General features: G+C 42.8%; 17 protein-coding genes and 1 tRNA gene. 9 read left to right on the top strand and 9 right to left on the bottom strand.

Annotated elements, in window-relative coordinates:
* Positions 1-45 precede the first annotated feature (45 nt).
* Complete coding sequence (gene gatA / locus J4N22_RS02875) at positions 46-1,446, top strand: Asp-tRNA(Asn)/Glu-tRNA(Gln) amidotransferase subunit GatA (RefSeq protein ID WP_242692029.1); 1,401 nt, start codon at positions 46-48, stop codon at positions 1,444-1,446.
* 68 nt (positions 1,447-1,514) lie between these two features.
* The gene (locus J4N22_RS02870) at positions 1,515-2,579 is read left to right on the top strand and encodes a lytic transglycosylase domain-containing protein (RefSeq protein WP_207492204.1); all 1,065 of its coding nucleotides are present in this window, start codon (positions 1,515-1,517) and stop codon (positions 2,577-2,579) included.
* A gap of 45 nt (positions 2,580-2,624) precedes the next feature.
* On the opposite strand, the gene J4N22_RS02865 is transcribed toward J4N22_RS02870, so the two are convergent.
* The 4 genes from J4N22_RS02865 to J4N22_RS02850 form a co-directional block, all read right to left on the bottom strand.
* Entirely contained in the window at positions 2,625-3,908 is a 1,284-nt protein-coding gene (locus tag J4N22_RS02865; protein ID WP_207492203.1) for a chorismate-binding protein, read from the bottom strand.
* 6 nt (positions 3,909-3,914) lie between these two features.
* Positions 3,915-4,328: a hypothetical protein gene (locus J4N22_RS02860; protein ID WP_207492202.1), complete on the bottom strand. Its 414-nt coding sequence runs from the start codon at positions 4,326-4,328 to the stop codon at positions 3,915-3,917.
* A 121-nt stretch (positions 4,329-4,449) separates the two neighbouring features.
* Positions 4,450-5,712, bottom strand: coding sequence for an adenylosuccinate synthase (locus J4N22_RS02855; protein WP_207492201.1), 1,263 nt, complete (start codon positions 5,710-5,712; stop codon positions 4,450-4,452).
* A 185-nt stretch (positions 5,713-5,897) separates the two neighbouring features.
* Positions 5,898-8,141, bottom strand: coding sequence for a RelA/SpoT family protein (locus J4N22_RS02850; protein ID WP_207492200.1), 2,244 nt, complete (start codon positions 8,139-8,141; stop codon positions 5,898-5,900).
* Between the two features lie 128 nt (positions 8,142-8,269).
* Between J4N22_RS02850 and J4N22_RS02845 the strand changes: the two genes are divergently transcribed.
* The 7 genes from J4N22_RS02845 to J4N22_RS02815 all read left to right on the top strand — a co-directional run bounded on the left by J4N22_RS02845 (position 8,270) and on the right by J4N22_RS02815 (position 13,675).
* A complete protein-coding gene (locus J4N22_RS02845; RefSeq protein ID WP_207492199.1) occupies positions 8,270-8,563 on the top strand; it encodes a DUF3817 domain-containing protein in 294 nt (97 codons plus the stop codon).
* A 67-nt stretch (positions 8,564-8,630) separates the two neighbouring features.
* Positions 8,631-8,712: transfer RNA gene (locus J4N22_RS02840), tRNA-Leu, on the top strand.
* Positions 8,713-8,968: 256 nt separating this feature from the next.
* The gene (gene tig, locus J4N22_RS02835; RefSeq protein ID WP_207492198.1) at positions 8,969-10,327 is read left to right on the top strand and encodes a trigger factor; all 1,359 of its coding nucleotides are present in this window, start codon (positions 8,969-8,971) and stop codon (positions 10,325-10,327) included.
* Between the two features lie 254 nt (positions 10,328-10,581).
* Complete coding sequence (locus J4N22_RS02830) at positions 10,582-11,274, top strand: ClpP family protease (protein WP_207492197.1); 693 nt, start codon at positions 10,582-10,584, stop codon at positions 11,272-11,274.
* Between the two features lie 35 nt (positions 11,275-11,309).
* A complete protein-coding gene (locus tag J4N22_RS02825; protein WP_242692028.1) occupies positions 11,310-11,948 on the top strand; it encodes a ClpP family protease in 639 nt (212 codons plus the stop codon).
* Between the two features lie 155 nt (positions 11,949-12,103).
* Positions 12,104-13,339 (top strand): ATP-dependent Clp protease ATP-binding subunit ClpX, encoded by a 1,236-nt coding sequence (gene clpX / locus J4N22_RS02820; protein ID WP_207492196.1) that lies wholly within the window; start codon positions 12,104-12,106, stop codon positions 13,337-13,339.
* A gap of 123 nt (positions 13,340-13,462) precedes the next feature.
* Positions 13,463-13,675: a hypothetical protein gene (locus J4N22_RS02815; RefSeq protein ID WP_207492195.1), complete on the top strand. Its 213-nt coding sequence runs from the start codon at positions 13,463-13,465 to the stop codon at positions 13,673-13,675.
* 82 nt (positions 13,676-13,757) lie between these two features.
* On the opposite strand, the gene J4N22_RS02810 is transcribed toward J4N22_RS02815, so the two are convergent.
* From J4N22_RS02810 to porX, 5 genes are all read right to left on the bottom strand, one after another.
* The gene (locus J4N22_RS02810) at positions 13,758-14,897 is read right to left on the bottom strand and encodes an acyl-CoA dehydrogenase family protein (RefSeq protein ID WP_207492194.1); all 1,140 of its coding nucleotides are present in this window, start codon (positions 14,895-14,897) and stop codon (positions 13,758-13,760) included.
* 113 nt (positions 14,898-15,010) lie between these two features.
* The gene (locus J4N22_RS02805) at positions 15,011-15,985 is read right to left on the bottom strand and encodes a ComEA family DNA-binding protein (protein WP_207492193.1); all 975 of its coding nucleotides are present in this window, start codon (positions 15,983-15,985) and stop codon (positions 15,011-15,013) included.
* A gap of 50 nt (positions 15,986-16,035) precedes the next feature.
* Positions 16,036-16,812: an MBL fold metallo-hydrolase gene (locus tag J4N22_RS02800; protein ID WP_207492192.1), complete on the bottom strand. Its 777-nt coding sequence runs from the start codon at positions 16,810-16,812 to the stop codon at positions 16,036-16,038.
* A 55-nt stretch (positions 16,813-16,867) separates the two neighbouring features.
* Complete coding sequence (locus tag J4N22_RS02795; protein ID WP_207494571.1) at positions 16,868-17,152, bottom strand: hypothetical protein; 285 nt, start codon at positions 17,150-17,152, stop codon at positions 16,868-16,870.
* Positions 17,153-17,486: 334 nt separating this feature from the next.
* On the bottom strand, positions 17,487-19,040 hold the full coding sequence (gene porX / locus J4N22_RS02790) for a T9SS response regulator signal transducer PorX (RefSeq protein ID WP_207492191.1): 1,554 nt from the start codon (positions 19,038-19,040) through the stop codon (positions 17,487-17,489).
* Between the last annotated feature and the right edge of the window lie 158 nt (positions 19,041-19,198).

Raw genomic sequence — 19,198 nt, 5'->3', positions numbered from 1 at the left:
TGCAGGTTGTTTAGCTTTAGCACCATTACTAGGTATATAAACGAATTGAAGAACGGTACTACCACTTGCGTGGATGCCGTTCTTTTTTATTTACAGCAAATCAAAGAACATCAGCACCTGAACGCGTGGTTGGAGGTGTATGAAGAGGAAGCGCTGGCCCGGGCAAGGCAGCTGGATGAAAAACGATCAGCCGGCGAAGGTATAGGTGCTTTACATGGCGTAGTTGTAGGACTTAAAGACGTTATATGCTTTACCGGCCATAAAGTCTCTGCTGCTTCTGCTATCCTGGCTGAATACACCTCTATATATAATGCTACTGCTACCGAAAGATTGCTACACGAAGATGCCATCATCATAGGCCGGCAAAACTGCGACGAGTTTGCCATGGGTAGCAGCAACGAAAATTCGGCTTTTGGACCGGTACTAAATGCTGCAGATCTCACACGTGTACCGGGAGGCTCATCAGGAGGATCAGCCGTAGCTGTACAGGCAGGTATGTGCATGGTAAGCTTGGGCAGCGATACAGGAGGATCAGTACGACAGCCAGCGGATTTTTGTGGTGTAGTTGGTTTTAAACCTACCTACGGCACCATTTCCAGGTATGGCTTAATTGCTTACGCATCTTCGTTCGACCAGATCGGCATTTTTGCCAACACAGTAGATGATGTAGCACTTGTGCTGGATACAATAAGTGGTGCAGACGACTACGACAGCACCATGATTCAAAAACCCGCCACCATTTCTTATCCTGTAGAAATTGGCGAGCAAAAACAACGGTATTGCTACTTCAAAAATGCGCTTGAACATCCCAGCTTAAATGGTGAAATTTCTACCCATGTAAATTCCTTTACAGAAATTTTAACAGCTGCTGGACATACAGTAGAAGCTATTGATTTTGAACTACTTGACTACATTATTCCTACTTATTATATTTTAACAACTGCAGAGGCTAGTAGCAACCTTTCGAGGTATGACGGGGTACGTTTTGGGAAGAAATTTTCCCACTCAATTACCGACATCAGCGAAGCTTATAAAGGTGTAAGAAGCGAAGGTTTTGGCGCGGAAGTGAAGCGCAGAATCTTACTTGGAACCTTCGTTTTGAGCGCCGGTTACTACGACGCCTACTTTACTAAAGCCCAACAGGTTAGGCAGCTTCTAAAGACGCAGACGGATACGATATTTCAACAATACGACGCCATACTACTACCCACTGTTCCCTCTCCTGCTTTCAAGCTGGGAGAAAAGAAAGACCCGGTTGAAATGTTCCTTGCTGATATCTATACGGTGTATGCTAATTTGGTAGGAATTCCTGCTATTTCTATCCCACTATTCAAAACCGCCGACAACCTGCCCTTTGGCTTGCAGGTGATGACTTCTCGGCACAATGACCTACCTTTGCTGGCCTTCGCCAAACAGATGATGGATCTGAAAGAAGGTAAAATCTAAGTTCTTACCAAAGCCAAAGGCTCAACCAAAGCTGCTTCAAACCCGATTTCATTAACTAAACATTCGTAATGCTATTCATGAAAAATGTGAACCTCCTTGTTAAGCTACGTCGGCTTGTAAAATCTATAGCAGTCAGTTTAATTATTGTAACCCTTGGTATCGTAACAATCGCTTTCAAAAGTGCAACCAACGATACTGACAATAAAAACCCCAAAGAATCAGGCCAAACTAAAGATGGATTTAAAAGCCTGTTTTCTGCCAGCACTTTCGACCCTGCTAAACCTTACATCTCTCAGCTAAACCCTAAAGCTGTTCCTTTTGTACAAGATTATATACAAAAGCGTGGAACCGCCCTTGAGAAAATGCGAGTATGGGGCAAACCATACTTTGACATGTATGATGGTATCCTGAGCAAATATGATGTTCCTAAAGAACTGAAATACCTTTCTGTAATAGAATCGCAGCTACAACCAAATGTGGTATCTGTAGCTGGTGCGGTTGGTCCATGGCAGATAATGGCTTCTGAAGCCAGGCGTATGGGCTTGAAAGTAGGTGGTAAAGTAGACGAAAGAACTAATTTCCTCAAGAGCACCCACGCAGCTGCTAAAATTCTAAAAGAACTCTACGGCCAGTTCAACGACTGGATCCTTGTGGTGGCAGCCTATAATTGCGGTGCAGGAAGAATGCGCCAGGCAATCAGGAAAAGCGGGAGCACCAACTTCTGGGAGCTACAAGCTTACCTGCCCCTGGAAACCCGTAACCACGTGAAGAAGTTCATAGGTACGCACTATGTGCTGGAAGGCAACGGCGGCCTGACTACAATGACTGCTGCCGAATTGAAGGCCGTAAAGCCGGTAGCTGCTCTTCAGCCTGTAGAAGATGCTAATACTTCTATAGTAGAGATCAGTGGCAAGTACAATTCGCTTGTAGTTGCTAAACAACTAGGGATGGAAGTCACGGAATTCAATAAGATGAACCCGCAATTCGACAAGGTTTTGTCGATGGGAAATAGCTACAACCTCCGTCTCCCTAAGGAGAAGGTAAATATGTTCTCAAGCAAGAAAAACAACATTCTGAACGAATCAGTTCAGTTTATGATCAATTCATCAAATGCTTTTTCTGCTGGTCAATAATTGGTGTTGATGATTTTTTATGAGGCTGCCTACGGGTAGCCTCTTTTATTTTTCGGAAAGCACTTTTTCAATTGCTTGCGCTTTTAGCAGGCACTCCTCGTATTCCTGTTGCGGATCGCTTAGGTATGTTATACCGCCACCAACTTGGTAAGAAAGGTATTTGCTGCTACTATTGTACATTATACTTCTTATAACCACGTTGAAGTCAAAATCACCAGCAGGCGAAATATAGCCTACTGTACCGGAGAAAATACCGCGCTTCGTCTTTTCATATTGCTCCACCAGTTCCAGCACCCGCCGCTTAGGAGCACCGGTCATGCTACCCATTGGAAAGGTAGCAGCTAATACTTCTGCAATACCTACAGATGGAGGCAAGGTGCCAGATATAGTAGAGATCATCTGGTGCACATTTGGAAAAGAATAGAGGCCAAGCAGCTCCTCTACCTTTACAGAACCCTGTGTGCAAATTTTTGCCAGGTCATTTCGCACCAGGTCTACTATCATTACATTTTCACTGCGCTCTTTCTGTGTGCTTAACAGCCGTTGTTTATTGGCGTCATCGGCTGTTTTATCTTCATGATTACGAGGCGCAGTGCCTTTTATTGGCTGAGAAATGATCCGTTTGCCTTCTTTACGTACATAACGCTCAGGGCTGGCACAAGCCAGGTATTTGTCATTTACCCGGTAATACGCAGAAAAAGGATTGGGAGATACCTCCTGTAAACGCTGGTATACCTGCACTGGATCAAGCACAACATGATGGCTGTAGAACTCCTGGCAGAAGTTGATCTCATAGCAGTCGCCACGCTTTATATGCTGCTTTAGCTGCTCTATTATTGCCAAGTACGCTGCGTGTTCTATGCGTGGCAGCAGCTTAACAGCAGGCAAAGCTTTTATAGGAAACTCCTCTTCCAGTATTTCCTTGAAAATGGTGGCAGCATCATCGATTGTTACACCTATTTGTAACTGCTGCTGGTGCAGGCGTAGAACCACTTGCGGAACAAAAAGAAAAGCATCAGGAAAACCTATTCCATCAGGATGAGAAGAAGTAAGCGGTTCAAGATAATTCTTACAGTCGTAGCTAAAGTGGCCAAAGATGTAATCAGCGGCAGCGGAGCAAAATGAAGAAAGAGAATATAGGAAATCTTCGGCTGGTTCAAAGTGTTTCAGGACACCCACTCCTACCAGGCATTCTTCTGAATGATGTGGCAGGCGGTATTGCTGGTTGTCTAAAAAACAACAAATGTTGAACCGGTTAGCCCAGCTCAACATTTTCAGTTTTATATCCTGCACATGTTCTACAGGAAAATCGTAAAATCTTCTTATCACGGTTGATTAAAAATCATCGTCTTCATCATCAAAATCAGAAGAAGACCCTGCAAAAAGATCTTTGAACTCATCATCAATCTTGAAGTCTTCATCATCGTCCGCTGATTTTTTACCGCCGGCCTTTTTACCAGATTTAGGCAGGTCAAATTCATCAAAGTCAGGATCCCAATCATCGTCTTCCTCCGGCTTTTCCCATTCGTCTGCTTCTTCCTCTGCTACGTCGTCATCGTCTTCCTCTTCATCAGCAGACTTAGCATTTTTTATAGCATTTAAAAATTCAAATGCCGGATCATCCAGCACATCGATCTCCTGCTCTTCGCCTAATAACGATTTATTTTTTGGAGCCATTAGTAAATCAACATTTTCAAATTCTGTTGATATGCCGGTAGTATTGGTTTTATTATCAGATTTAGTTGCCATTTTCTAAATAAGATTTATAAGTAAATTTTCAAACTGTTTTGGTTTCTGCCAAATAAGTTCAGCAGTTGCTGGTAAATATCTTTTCCAAACGCCTTTCTCATGCAGGCACTTGTAAAGGCTGTTATAGTTCCACTATCTGATCGCGTCCGGGACCGTTAGAAACATATTTTACAGGTGCACCAACAAACTCGTTGATATACTTGACATATGAATGCATGGTTGCCGGCAAAGCAGCAGTATCTTTTATAGCAGTGGTGTCTGTATTCCATCCTTCAAACTGCTCGTACACAGGCTCCACTTTTGCCTTCGATATCTGGTAAGGAACTTCAGTGGTTGGTGTACCATTGACAATATAAGATGTACACATGTTCAGCTCTTTGAAAGAGTCAAGTACATCTGCTTTTGTCATGATCACTTTGGTAACACCATTGATCATGCAGGCATATTGCAGTGCCACAAGATCCATCCATCCGCAGCGGCGTGGACGGCCGGTAGTAGCACCAAATTCGCTTCCTATTTTTCTAAGCTCCTCGCCTGTTTCATCAAATAGTTCTGTTGGGAAAGGACCGCTTCCTACACGGGTGCAGTAAGCCTTCGTTACGCCCATTACCTCGTTTATTTTTTGCGGAGCAATACCCAAACCGGTACATACACCAGCAGAAATTGTATTAGATGAAGTAACGAATGGGAATGTTCCAAAGTCTATATCCAGCATACTTCCCTGTGCTCCTTCTGCCAGTACTTTCTTGCCGTCCTTGATCTGGTTATTAACGTAGTACTCTGTGTTTACAATATTCAAAGTGCGCAAAAATTCTATGGCTTCAAAGAATTCATCTTCCCAATCAGAAATGTCTTCATTGAAATGGAAATTATCCAGCAACTTCTGGTGCTTCAGCCTTAGTTTGATATAGTTCGTGATAAAGCTTTTATCCAGGATATCGCCAACACGGATGGCATTGCGGCCTGTTTTATCCATGTATGCAGGTCCAATACCTTTCAAAGTACTTCCTATTTTATCTGTGCCTTTCGAAGTCTCAGAAGCTTTATCTAAAGCACGATGTGTAGGAACAATGATATTGGTACGTTGAGAGATGTACAAGTTCTTCTTTACATCTATTCCGAACGACTCTACCAGAGCACATTCTTTACGAAGCGTAACAGGATCGAGCACCACACCACCACCAATCAGGTTTATCGTGTTTTGGTGAAATATACCTGAAGGAATTTGGTGCAGTACAACCTTTTTATCTTCTACATACAAAGTATGTCCTGCGTTTGGTCCACCCTGGAAACGGGCTACTATATCGTAACCTGGAGCAAAGTAATCTACGATCTTTCCTTTACCCTCATCGCCCCATTGTAAACCAAGTATTACATCAACCATTGGGAGTTTTATTTAAGAGCCGCAAAAGTAGTGGAATGAAATGGGAAATATTGGAACAACTGAGAAGAGACGAAAAATGACTGGTAGGACTTCCTATGACAGCTGAGGACTTCAACCGAATTGCTTGAAAACAGCAGTTGATAATCCTTAAGCGGCCGCTTCAACACTGCAGCCAGCTCTGCCTGCTATTCCGTATCAAAACGATCCACAGTATGGATGCCATCCAGTGTTTTCAGCCTGTCAACCAACTCTTCCAGTTCTTCCTTGTCGTGTACAAATACTTTAATGGTTCCTTCAAAAAGACCTTCCCTTGATTCAATCGTAAGTGCAGAAATATTTATCCGCAGGTCGCCGGAAATGATGGTTGTTATCTTATTCACCACGCCTACGTCATCCATTCCAATGATCTTGAGCCCGGTAAGGAAGCTGATCTCTTTGTTCTTGGCCCACTTTGTCTTTACCACCCTGTGGCCATAGTTAGCCATCAGGCTGGTAGCATTAGGGCAGTTGGTGCGGTGAATTATCAAACCTTTACCTGTACTTACAAAACCAAAAACGTCATCACCGGGAATAGGATTACAACATTTGGCGAGAGAATACATGATCTTGTCGGAGCTCTCGCCAAAAATGATGAGTTCCGAATCTTTTTTGCTGTAATGCGTTGGCTGCTCTACAGATATTTCCTGTATTTGCTTTACTGGCTTTGGTGGCTCCAGCTTATCACCTAGAACATTGAATTCTTTCAGCTCACGCAGGTCATTTTTCTTTACGGCTATTTCGTAAAAAAAATCAAGCTGAGAATTGTATTTGTAATAAGAAACCAGCACATCAATATTATGCTGCTGGTAGGCAGCGCCCATACCATCCAGCTTACGCTGCAGAATATATTTACCCTCTTCAGCTATGCTGCGTCTCTCTTCTTTAAGCGCATCTTTAATCTTACTCTTAGCCTTGGCTGTTACTACAATGTTCAGCCAATCGTCAGAGGGTTTTTGTTTATTACTTGTAATGATCTCTACCTGGTCGCCACTGCGCAATTTGTGGCTGATTGGCACCAGCTTGTGATTGATCTTTGCTCCAATACATTTACTACCTACCGCACTATGTATGCTGAAGGCAAAGTCTAAAGCAGTACTTCCAATCGGAAGCATTTTCACATCACCTTTAGGTGTGTAAACGTAAATTTCCTCTGCAAGGAAACTCACCTTGAAATCCTGCAGGAAATCTACACTATCTGTATCCTGGCTCGTAAGCACCTCACGTATCTGCCCAAACCATTTGTCGAAACGATCTTCTTCTGAATTGCCTTCTTTGTACTTGTAATGCGCAGCCAGACCTTTTTCAGCTATTTCATTCATCCGCTTGGTGCGAATCTGCACCTCCACCCATTTACCCTGCGGGCCCATAACCGTTGTATGCAAGGCTTCGTATCCATTGCTCTTAGGATTGCTCAACCAATCGCGTAGTCTTTCTGGTGAAGGCGTATACTCATCCGTGATGATGGAGTAAACCTTCCAGCAATCTTCTTTTTCGCGAAAAGCAGGTGAATTAAGAATGATACGGATAGCAAAAAGGTCATACACTTCCTGGAAAGCAACGCCTTTCTTCTTCATCTTATTCCAGATAGAATGGATGCTTTTAGGCCTGCCATATATCTCAAAGTTGAACTGGCCACGCTGCAGCTTCTCTTTTATGGGTCGTATGAACTCATTGATATATCGAGTACGTTCACGTTTGGTCTCAGCCAGCTTTTGCGCAATCTCTTTGTACGTTTCCGGCTCCATGTATTTCATGGCAAGGTCTTCCAGCTCCGTCTTGATATTGTAAAGCCCCATCCGGTGCGCAAGTGGCGCATAAACCCACACCGTTTCACTGGAGATCTTCAGCTGCTTTTCGCGCTTCATGCTGTCCATGGTGCGCATGTTGTGCAGCCTGTCAGCTAGTTTTATTAGTATAACCCGAGGATCGTCAGTAAGTGTAAGTAGTATCTTTTTGAAGTTCTCAGCCTGCTGGCTGGTGTTGGTGTCTATTACATTGGAAATTTTGGTCAAACCATCTACAATGCGTGAGATCTCGTGACCGAATCCCCGCTCCACATCTTCAAGAGAGATCTCAGTATCCTCAACTGTGTCGTGAAGAAGCGCGCAGATGGTACTTCTTACACCCAAACCTATTTCTTCAACACATATCATAGCCACAGCTATGGGGTGAAGAATGTATGGCTCGCCGCTTTTGCGACGCATAGTTTTATGCGCATCGGCAGCCATTTCGAAAGCATGGCGCACCATCTCTTTATCGCCTTTTTTGATTTTAGGACGTAAAGCCCTTAGTAATGCGCGATAATGCCGAAGTATCTCCTTCTTCTCCTGCTCTTCCGTCAAATTATATTTTGCCACCACAGGCGCTGTGGGTACTGTTTCTTCTGCCATTGTAGCTACGAATTTACGGAAACAGCAGCATTGCTTTTCTTACAAGGTGTTAACGATATACTTGAATAGGCGGTTCTTCAGCAAGTTTTTAACCATTCTTGAGATACTATTTGCCGCATATTTGCCGCATGAATTTATCTACAGCAATAGGAAGATTAAGATTAACAGGCATTGCAGAAGGCATTTCACTGCTGGTGCTGCTGTTTATAGCCATGCCGCTTAAATATCTGGCAGATATGCCTTTGATGGTGAAATGGGTGGGATGGGCGCACGGGGTGCTGTTCATCGCTTTTATTGCCGCAGCCTTCTTTGTGTACTTGCAAAAGAAGATCTCATTCAAGATGGTGGCTATAGCCTTTGTAGCTGCCTTTTTACCCTTTGGCACTTTCTGGTTCGATAAGCAGATAAAAGACGTGAAATAACGTTCTGAAACTTTTTTTAAAAAAAATGCTGTTCGTTTTTCGGATTCTCCTACTTTTGCCACCCGCTGCGGATGTGGCGAAATTGGCAGACGCACCAGACTTAGGATCTGGCGCCGCGAGGCGTGTAGGTTCGACTCCTATCATCCGCACTCTAAACCCGGTTCTTGCAACCGGGTTTTTTGTTTCCCCTTGTTTTCGAACAAACAGTAGAAGCATCAATAACCACCTTATTTCCAGGTTTTGCAATACCCACTACTTCATTTTCTATAAATGATTTTCGTTATAATCCATAGCCTGCAGCATTACCTGCACTTTTTCCCATACTAACACTTACCTTCGCAGCCCGAAAATTCGGTCTGCCGGTGTTTACCGGTGGCATTAATTATTCAAAAAAATAAAAGTAGTATGGCTACTGTTTCAAGAGAAAACATAGGACTGCTGAACGACAAGATAACCGTTACACTTTCCAAAGAAGATTACTTGCCAGCCTTCGAGCAATCGCTGAAGAAGTACGCAAAAACTGCTAACATCCCTGGATTCAGAAAAGGAATGGTTCCTACCAGCATGGTTAAAAAGATGTACGGTAGCAGCGTGTTCACAGATGAAGTATTACGCTCTGTAGAAAAAGAACTGAACAACTATATGACACAGGAGAAGCTGGACATATTTGCCCAGCCGCTTCCTTTAGATAATGATGCACGCCAGCTGGATATGAACAATCCTGCTGATTATTCTTTTGCATTTGAAGTAGGTCTGAAGCCTGTTATCGATATCAACCCATCTAACATTTCTGTTGTCCGTCACAAGGTGCAGGTAACTGATGAGATGATTGATGCCGAAGTAGAGCGTCTTCAAACCCGTCATGGGAAAATGACTGAGCCTGAAGAAGTGAATAGCGAAGACATCGTGCTAAATGTAACTTTTGTAGAGACCGACGCAGAAGGAAATGAAATAGAAGGTGGCATCAACAAAGGCAACTCTGTTCTGGTAAAATATTTTGCTGAAGCCTTCCGCAGCCAGGTAATGGGCAAAAAGAAAGATGATTCAATCCAGCTTACGCTAAACGAAGCTTTTGATGAGAAAGAAAGAGAGTGGATACAGAGCGATCTTGGATTGAAAGATGATGCTACTGCCGGTGATAAACATTTCAAATTGAATATTTCAAAAGTAGGACTGGTAGAGAAGGCCGAAATGACAGAAGATTTCTTTACCGCTGCTTATCCTGGCAGAAATGTGGTGAACGAAGACGACCTGCGTAAAGCTGTTCGTGAAGACCTGCAGGCACATTTTGATGCGCAAAGCCGCAACCAACTACACGACCAGATATACCACGCGCTGGTAGACCATACACACATCGATTTTCCAGAAGCTTTCCTAAAGCGCTGGATGGAAAAAGGTGGCGAAGAGCCCAAGACTGCCGAACAGGCAGAGCAGGAGTATCCTTCTTTTGCCAATTCATTAAAGTGGTCGCTGATAAGCCAGCAGTTGATGCAACAGCACAATGTGCAGGTAGAGCCACAGGAAATAAAAGATTTTGCGAAGCAGCAGATCATGGGCTACATGGGCGTTCAAAGCCTGGACGAAGCACCATGGCTCGATAGCTATGCTGACAGCATGCTGAAGGATCAGAAGTTCATTGAGAACACTTACTACCAGCTACAGACCACCAAAATCTTTGGAATATTGGAAGGGCAGGTAAATGTACAGGAAGACACAGTGACGCCTGAGCAACTGGCAGCTATGCAGCATAATCATGCTCACTAATGTTAAGTAGCTGTTTGATGAGCATCTAATTTTAAAGAACTCACTACACGATAAGTTAAGGCCAGACATAGTCTGGCCTTATTTTTTTGTACCCTGCATCACTGCCGAAAAAAGGTGGAATGAGTGATTATGTTGAATTCTTCTACTGCCACCTTATGCTATTATGGCGCAAATTTCATTTTGCATGCTATTTGAACTACGGCTTAATCTATTAAATAACAACACTTATCTTCACTTCAATAAATCGTTTATAAATGAATTTTGGAAATGAATTTGAAAAATTTGCTGTGAAAGGCCGCGGAATTAGCAGCGCCACACTGCATAATTTTACACAACACCAGGTAACCAACCTTACTCCTTACATCATAGAAGAAAGACCATTGAACGTAGCTAGCATGGATGTATTCAGCCGGCTAATGATGGATCGTATCATTTTCCTGGGCGAAGGCATCAATGATTATGTTGCCAACATTGTTACAGCCCAGCTTCTTTTCCTAGAAAGCACGGATCGCAGCCGCGACATCCAGATGTACATTAATAGCCCGGGTGGTAGCGTGTACGCAGGTTTGGGTATTTACGATACCATGCAATTCATTGGACCGGATGTATCAACCATTTGTACCGGGATTGCTGCCAGCATGGGTGCAGTATTGATGTGTGCCGGTGTAAAAGGTAAGCGTACTGCCCTAAAGCATGCACGTGTAATGATGCACCAGCCAAGTGGTGGCATTGGTGGACAAGCCAGCGACATCCTGATAACTGTGAATGAAATAAAGAAGATAAAGCAGGAACTATATGAGATCATTGCTTTTCATTCGGATAAAGATCCGGAGCAGGTAGCCAAAGACAGCGACCGCGATTTCTGGATGAGCGCCGAAGAAGCAAAACAATATGGCCTTGTTGATGAGGTATTGCTAACCAATCCTCGCAAGCAGAAGAAAGACTAACTCATTTTTTGAATTACTTAAATAACCTTCTATAAATGATCACTTCAAAATATATAGTAAATCCATTTGTGATGGATGAGGACGACGAGAAACCAAAAGAAGATACTTCTACCTCGCCTGAAACGAAAGTATTGGCCAAAAAACTAGAAAAGCAATTTTTTGAAAAAAGGGCTGTATACCTCTGGGGCGTAGTAGATGATAAAAGTGCACGTGACATTGTTACCAAACTCCTTTTATTAGAAAGCGATAAGCCAGGAGAAGAGATCAAATTTTACATCAACAGTCCGGGTGGAGTAGTAACCAGCGGTATGGTAATCTATGATACCATGCGTATGATCAGCTCGCCTGTAAGCACTATTTGTATGGGCCTTGCTGCGAGTATGGGCTCTATTATATTGAGTGCCGGCGTCAAAGGAAAACGTTCAATTTTCCCTCATGGCGAGGTAATGATACACCAGCCTAGTCTTGGCGGCTACTACCAGGGTACAAGTGCAGACCTTGAGATACAAGCTATTCAAACGCAGAAGACAAAAGAATTAGGCGCAAGGATACTGGCTGAAAATTGCGATAAATCGTTCGAACAGATCATGAAAGACTTTGACCGCGACTACTGGATGGATGCAAAAGAGGCCGTAGAATACGGTATAGCTGATAGTATATTAGAGAAACTGTAGATATTTAGTTAATTTAAAGCCGCTGCTATGCTACCTGCAAAATAAAGCAGGTCACTATGGCAGCGGTTTTTTATTTTTGCGGACTCGTAACTCAAATAACCTGATAACCCTGCATGGCCGCGTATTTGTGGCAAATGCATTTGAAGTATATAAACATGGCAAAACAAAGTCATTTACATTGTTCGTTTTGTGGAAGAAGCCGTGATGAGGTTAAGATCCTTATTGCTGGTCAAGATGGGCACATCTGTGAAAATTGCGTAGAGCATGCACAGGAGATCATTGCACAAGAACTCCAGCTAAAGACTGAGAGCCAGCCAACTTCCTTTAAACTTACTGTCCGTAAACCTACCGAGATAAAGAAGTTTTTGGATGAATATATAATAGGACAAGACGACGCTAAAAAAGTGTTAGCTGTTGCTGTTTACAATCACTACAAAAGACTCCAGTACAAACAATCTGACTCTGAAATCGAGATTGAAAAAAGCAATATTGTTATGGTAGGTGAAACCGGTACGGGTAAGACCTTACTGGCTAAAACCATTGCCCGTTTGCTGAATGTTCCATTTGCCATTGTAGATGCTACTGTATTTACCGAAGCAGGTTATGTAGGTGAAGATGTGGAGAGCATGCTAACACGTTTGCTGCAAAACTGTAATTACGATGTAAATGCTGCAGAAAGAGGTATAGTTTATATAGATGAGATAGATAAGATCGCACGCAAAGGCGATAACCCATCTATAACCCGTGACGTTAGTGGCGAGGGTGTACAACAAGGTTTATTGAAAATGCTGGAAGGTACAGAAGTGCTTGTACCACCTCAAGGAGGACGTAAGCATCCTGAACAAAAGATGATAAAGGTGAACACTCAGAACATCCTGTTCATTTGCGGTGGTGCTTTTGATGGCATTGACAAAGTGATAGCCAGGAGAGTGAATACTAACGCGATTGGTTTCAATGTAAATAAGGATATGCAGGAGTACCAGAAAAAGAACCTGCTGCAGTTCATCAATGCACAAGACCTGAAATCATTTGGCCTTATCCCGGAATTGCTGGGTCGTCTGCCTGTGGTTACACATCTTAATCCTTTGGATGCAGAAACACTTCGTGCTATACTTACTGAGCCTAGGAACAGCATTATAAAGCAGTACCACCGCCTGTTCGAAATTGAAGGTATACATCTAACAATCGACTCAGACGTATATGATTTTATGGTTACCAAAGCCATGGAATATAAACTAGGCGCACGTGGTTTACGCAGTATCTGCGAAAGCATTTTTGTAGAGGCCATGTACGAACTACCAACTTCTGGACAGAAGGACCTACACATTACTATGGAATATGCTGAGCGTCAATTTAGCAGGAGCAAGATGAGTATGCTGAAAGTAGCTTAAGCTATTGTTTTACATATTTAAAAAAACGCAGATTACCACTGCGCTTTTTTGTTTTACTAAATGAAAATCATTGTGTGTTTCAATACTGGTATCATTCTTTTATTTTAGCCGAAAACAATCTATATGAATGAAATAGTAGAACGCGTAGCGGCTCAAGCAGGCATTTCGCCAGAACAAGCGCAAAAAGCTGTAGAAGCTATCGCAGGTTTTGTAAAAGAAAAATTTCCAATGCTTGAAGGAGCAGTAGAGAACATGTTCAAATCAGGTGGCGGAAATGATACCGGCGGTACTGGTTTAGGAAACCTTGGCGGTTTCGGCGGCTTTGGACAGAAGTGATTGAATAAGAAAGGGAAGCAACAGCTTCCCTTTTATTATCTTGTTATTCTCCGATAGTTTTAGAAAAATTCATCTAGAGGATCTAGTGCAGAACTTCCCTTGCTATTACCAGTTTTTGCACTTCGCTTGTTCCCTCTCCTATTGTACAAAGTTTGCTATCGCGGTAATGTTTTTCTACAGGAAAATCTTTTGTATAGCCGTAGCCACCAAAAACCTGCACTGCATCGGTAGAAACTCTTACAGCTACCTCACTTGCATAATATTTAGCCATAGCAGCCTGCCGGGTCATTTTTTCACCGCGCATTTTCAGGTCGCATGCTTGCTGCGTAAGTAATTCGGCTGCCTCTATTTCAGTAGCCATATCTGCTAGCTTGAAACTAATTCCCTGGAAATTTGATATCGGCTGATCGAATTGGTAGCGCTCTTTTGAATACTGAAGGGCAGCTTCGTATGCACCACGTGCTATACCAATACTCAATGCTGCAATAGAAATACGGCCGCCATCTAAAACCTTCATGGCCTGGCGGAATCCATCTCCTACTTCACCTAGCCGCTGCGCATCGCTGATACGGCAATTGTCGAAGATCATTTCTGCAGTTTCGCTGGCGCGCATTCCTAGTTTATTTTCTTTTTTACCTCCAGCAAAACCTGCCATTCCTCTTTCTACAATAAATGCTGTGCTGTTGCCACTGGTACGAGGTTCGCCTGTACGGCAGATCACTACAGCTACATCTCCGCTTATACCATGCGTGATCCAGCTTTTAGTACCATTCAGCACCCAATCATCGCCATCGCGTACTGCAGTTGTTTTCATATTTCCTGCATCGCTGCCTGTGTTTGGTTCGGTAAGTCCCCATGCACCCAGGTATTCTGCAGAAGCTAATTTTGGCAGGTATCTCTGCTTTTGATCTTCATTGCCAAACAACATTATATGGCCGGTGCACAATGAATTATGTGCAGCCACACTCAGTCCTATCGATCCACAAACTTTCGATATCTCCTGTATTACGGCATTATACTCATAGTAAGAAAGACCGGAGCCGCCATACTCCTCCGGCACCAATACACCCATGAGACCTAGTTGACCTAGCTGCTTAAAAATATGAACAGGGAATTGTTGTGTTTCGTCCCACTCCATAACGTGGGGCTTAATGTGCTGCAAGGCATAATCACGCGCAGTTTGTGCAACCTGCAGCGTCAGTTCAGATGTTTCAAAATTCATTTATCAATCGTTAGTGAGCGGCAAAAATAGTGGAATACCCTTGCGGAAGTTCAACTGCAAGAGATTAGAACAACCTGGTGTTCAAAATTTAATACATGTGGCTGATGCAACCTTTATTGCTCTGCAACCACCACGTATGGCGCCAGCTTATCGAACAATTCGTTAGAGATGATGTCTATCTTTTTCAGGTCTTCAATCTTCTTGAACGAACCATGCTGCTGCCGGTAAGCAACAATAGCATTGGCAATATTCCACTTCAGGTAAGGATGTGACTTCAGCAGGTTTACATCAGCCTGATTAATGTTGAAGGTTCTTAGGTTCGGGTTCCTGCATACCAGCCTGTCCTTTATTTTCATGTAAGTAGAATCAGGAAGTGCGTAAGTTTCAGCTACCTGTTCTACCCTCGCAAATCCACCAAGCTTATCCCTGAAATTAATAATACGTGCTGCCAGTTTGCTACCTATCCCCGGAAGTGCAATGAGTGCAGTTGTATCTGCTTCGTTTATATCTATTGTTCTTGGAACATTGGCGATAGTTGGCCTTGAAGTAAAGGAGGCAGTAGAAACAGGTGTTTCTTGTTTTCCAAAGGTCGAATTGCCATTGTCTGCTATTCGGATGTAAGGTATCAGCCTGTCTGCTTCATCAGTGCGCAACCCGTATATTTTCCGGATGTCTTCCGGCTGCCGAAACTTAAAACCTTTACCAGTGAACTTCATGATGGTTTGAATGGTTCTTTCACGCAGACCCAGTCTTTTCCAACCAGCTTCATCCAATGTGTTTGGATCGAAAGCAAAGAGCTCTCCTTTTACAGCAGGCTCTTTACGATAAGGTGTAGTAGTAAAATGTCCATCGTGATCATCATCATCATATCTTCTTGCTGTAAATGACCGGCTGCTATCAATGGTGATCTTAAGCTGTGATAGTTCCTGCTGAAATTGGGCATGGCTATATGGCTCCCGCTTCTTCTTAAAATACCGGGGAGAAAAATAGATGACAACACCCAGGATCAAAATGATCAATAAGCTAATCCTATCCTTGCGGGAAAAGGTAAGGTAGTCTTTTACAAAAACCTGCCACTTACGTTGCATAACGAAAGCATTTTCAGGTGAATAATGCGGGGGATAAAAGCAGCCGGGATTTAAATATATAGCTTCAATCCATCATATGCAAGAGCAACAGCTGCTGGAAGTTCGCTCATTATTTGCTGGTGAAGCCCAAGCTGGTGACTGATATGCGTGAAATAAGCCTGTGGAATTTTTAGCTCGTGTACAAGGTCAACTGCCTCTTGCAGGGTGAAATGAGAAATATGTGCTTCTTTTCGCAAAGCATTTAAAACAATAATCTCACTACCTTTTACCTTTTCTTTCTCTGCCTCATCTATCCTGTTGGCATCGGTTATATAGGTAAAATTTCCAAACCTAAAACCCATTACCGGCATCTTATGATGCCATACATGTATGGGTTCAATAGGAATATCTCCAATGTAAAACAGCTCCTCGCCTACCTCATGCAGGGTCACTTTTGGAATGCCGGGGTACTTCAATTCCTGGAAAGCATAAGGGATCTCATTTCGGATTCCTTCCAATGACATTTTACTTCCATACACCTCGGTTGGCCTGTTATTGAAAAACTGGAAAGGCCGGGTGTCGTCTATACCTCCAACATGGTCTTTGTGAGAATGAGTGATAAGAACAGCATCGAGCTCTTGTACATTGGCTCGTAGCATTTGGTAGCGAAAGTCAGGAGTAGTATCTACAACAATGGTTGTGGTAGGTGACTGCACCAGTATGCTGCTGCGAAGGCGCTTATCATTTCTATCATGTGAAAGACAAACTGAACAACTACAACCAACCATGGGTACACCAGTACTGGTGCCTGTACCAAGGAAAGTTATGGTTAATGGTGGTGTGGTCACAGTTTACAAACCTACTGGAAAAACATCATGAAAATTTTGAACGAGGAAATCGACTTTATTCTGTATCCCCGGTTTCTACTTTAGATTTTTTCATCAGGTCGTCGTACATCTTTTGCGATTCATGGGTCAACTGGTCATAATTGATAACCAGTTGCGGCAGCAATTCTATCAATGTATTTATTCGACCTTCTACCTGTAGAAATTTATTCAGCACTACAACTTTCTTAGACTCTAAAATGCAATAACCACTTTGAAATGTACCCCGCTCATAGCGGATAACATATTCGCTCTCCTGCATTATTTTTTCAATCTTATTTAGTGTCGACTGGTTGTATTTCATATCCTTCACACGCCTTAAACAGGCTCTTTTTCGTTTTTACAAATGTACCATAGGGGGTGGCGGAACAATGAACGTTTTATCCACAGCACAAGTGGGAGGTAAGAAGTACGAGGTACGATAACACCGGCGTCGAACTCCTATGATTATTTTACTTTGTCTTCCACATCTCCTACCTTATGTATCATCGTACGCACTTCCAATTTTTCACTTCGGCCTCAGTTATTTCAAATTTCCTGCTTCGTACAAATTAAAAAATCAACGTGTATTTCAACTTCGCACCTTGTTCTTCTTATTTCGTACTTCTCCTTCGTACCTCGTAGTTCCCACCTCGTATTTAGACCTTGCTTGTCATCTTGATAATTGGAACGATCATCTCTTCCATACTTACGCCACCATGCTGAAATGTATTTCGGTAATAGTTCACAAAGTGATTGTAGTTATTGGGATAGCATAAGAAGCCATCTTCTTTGGCAAAGATGTACGATGAGTTAACATTAGGCACCGGCAATCCTGCCTGCCGCGGATCTTTAAATGCAAGCACATCCTTTGGTTCATAATTCAGGTTGCGGCCATGCTTATAGCGCAGGTTGGTTGTAGTTGCTTTATCTCCTATCACTTTATAAGGTGTCTTCACCTTTACCGTTCCATGATCTGTTGCCACTATAAGGTTTACCTTTTTATCAGCAATCTTTTTCAACGCCTGGTTAAGTGGTGAGTGTTCGAACCAACTGCGGGTAATGCTGCGGTAACTGATCTCATCACCAGCAAGCTCTTTCAGCACTTCCATTTCGGTGCGAGCATGGCTAAGCATATCTACAAAATTGTAAATAATAATATTCAGGTCGTTGCCCATCAGGTTATGAATATTATTCACCAGTTGAAGACCATCATTGTTATTTACCACTTTGGTGTAGCTATACTTCATCTCTTTTCTCAATCGCTTCAGCAAGCCCTTGAAGAACGTTTCTTCATACAGGTTCTTTCCACCCTGTTCATCATCATTTTTCCATTCTACCGGGAATTGCTTTTCAATATCCATGGGCAGCAGTCCTGAGAAAATGGCATTGCGCGAATACTGCGTAGCGGTTGGTAAAATGCTATAGAATGTTTCTTCTTCCAGTATGCGGAAGTTCTCGGTGAACATTGGCTGTATTGCTTTCCATTGATCAAAGCGAAGGTTATCGATCAATAAGAAAAAAGTTGGAACTCCTTTTTCTACGTGTGGCAGCACTTTAAACTGCAGCAGGTTGTGGCTCATTACCGGTGCAGGATTCTTTGGATCAACCCAAGATGCATAATTCCTACTCACAAACTTGAAGAACTCAGTATTAGCCTCCTGCTTTTGACTTTGTAGTATCTCCTGCATCTCAGGGCTATCGCTCTTTTCCATTTCCAGCTCCCAATACACCAACTTTTTATAAATGTCCATCCAGTCGTTGTAATCGGGATTGTTATTCAGCGCCATGAACAGATGCCTGAACTGTTGCTGGTAAGCTGTAGTTGTTTTCTCTGCTACCAGCCGGCGATTATCTATTATCTTTTTTAGGCTTAGCCAAACCTGGTTAGGGTTAACCGGCTTTATCAAATAATCGCTTATCTCGTTCCCAATGGCTTCGTCCATCAGGTTTTCTGTTTCATTTTTTGTGATGAGCACCACTGGAATGGCGCTGTTTACTTCTTTTATCTGCGCCAGTGTTTCAAGACCAGTAAGACCTGGCATACTTTCATCCATCAACACTACATCCACTTCATTTTCCTTCACATACTCTACAGCGTCAAAACCATTGGTCAAAGTCTGTACCTCGTAACCCTTATTTTCTAAAAAGATCTTCTGGCTTTGTAAACTTTCGATCTCATCGTCCACCCATAAAATTTTTGCTAAGGCCATAGTATGTTGTAGGTTTTATTTTGATCCGTATGAACACGAGCCGGAACACGCTCTTTTGTGGCTGCATAAACAACAAATTTCTTACCGCCATCTTCCTTTCACCAACTTAGTTAGCCTAAATGCTACATAACCAATGTCTCTTCAACTGTAAGATTGGT

This window comes from Aridibaculum aurantiacum (assembly GCF_017355875.1).
Taxonomy (GTDB): Bacteria; Bacteroidota; Bacteroidia; order Chitinophagales; family Chitinophagaceae; genus Segetibacter; species Segetibacter aurantiacus.
The sequence above is the reverse complement of the archived record's forward strand: the minus strand, read 5'-3'. Positions and strand labels throughout refer to the sequence as shown.

Bases quoted from the DNA above. Each gene is read 5' to 3' on its own strand.
- J4N22_RS02870 (WP_207492204.1), top strand. From the start codon at position 1,515: ATGCTATTCATGAAAAATGTGAACCTCCTTGTTAAGCTACGTCGGCTT.
- J4N22_RS02860 (WP_207492202.1), bottom strand. From the start codon at position 4,328: ATGGCAACTAAATCTGATAATAAAACCAATACTACCGGCATATCAACA.
- J4N22_RS02855 (WP_207492201.1), bottom strand. From the start codon at position 5,712: ATGGTTGATGTAATACTTGGTTTACAATGGGGCGATGAGGGTAAAGGA.
- J4N22_RS02850 (WP_207492200.1), bottom strand. From the start codon at position 8,141: ATGGCAGAAGAAACAGTACCCACAGCGCCTGTGGTGGCAAAATATAAT.
- J4N22_RS02845 (WP_207492199.1), top strand. From the start codon at position 8,270: ATGAATTTATCTACAGCAATAGGAAGATTAAGATTAACAGGCATTGCA.
- tig (WP_207492198.1), top strand. From the start codon at position 8,969: ATGGCTACTGTTTCAAGAGAAAACATAGGACTGCTGAACGACAAGATA.
- J4N22_RS02830 (WP_207492197.1), top strand. From the start codon at position 10,582: ATGAATTTTGGAAATGAATTTGAAAAATTTGCTGTGAAAGGCCGCGGA.
- J4N22_RS02825 (WP_242692028.1), top strand. From the start codon at position 11,310: ATGATCACTTCAAAATATATAGTAAATCCATTTGTGATGGATGAGGAC.
- clpX (WP_207492196.1), top strand. From the start codon at position 12,104: ATGGCAAAACAAAGTCATTTACATTGTTCGTTTTGTGGAAGAAGCCGT.
- J4N22_RS02815 (WP_207492195.1), top strand. From the start codon at position 13,463: ATGAATGAAATAGTAGAACGCGTAGCGGCTCAAGCAGGCATTTCGCCA.
- J4N22_RS02810 (WP_207492194.1), bottom strand. From the start codon at position 14,897: ATGAATTTTGAAACATCTGAACTGACGCTGCAGGTTGCACAAACTGCG.
- J4N22_RS02805 (WP_207492193.1), bottom strand. From the start codon at position 15,985: ATGCAACGTAAGTGGCAGGTTTTTGTAAAAGACTACCTTACCTTTTCC.
- J4N22_RS02795 (WP_207494571.1), bottom strand. From the start codon at position 17,152: ATGAAATACAACCAGTCGACACTAAATAAGATTGAAAAAATAATGCAG.
- porX (WP_207492191.1), bottom strand. From the start codon at position 19,040: ATGGCCTTAGCAAAAATTTTATGGGTGGACGATGAGATCGAAAGTTTA.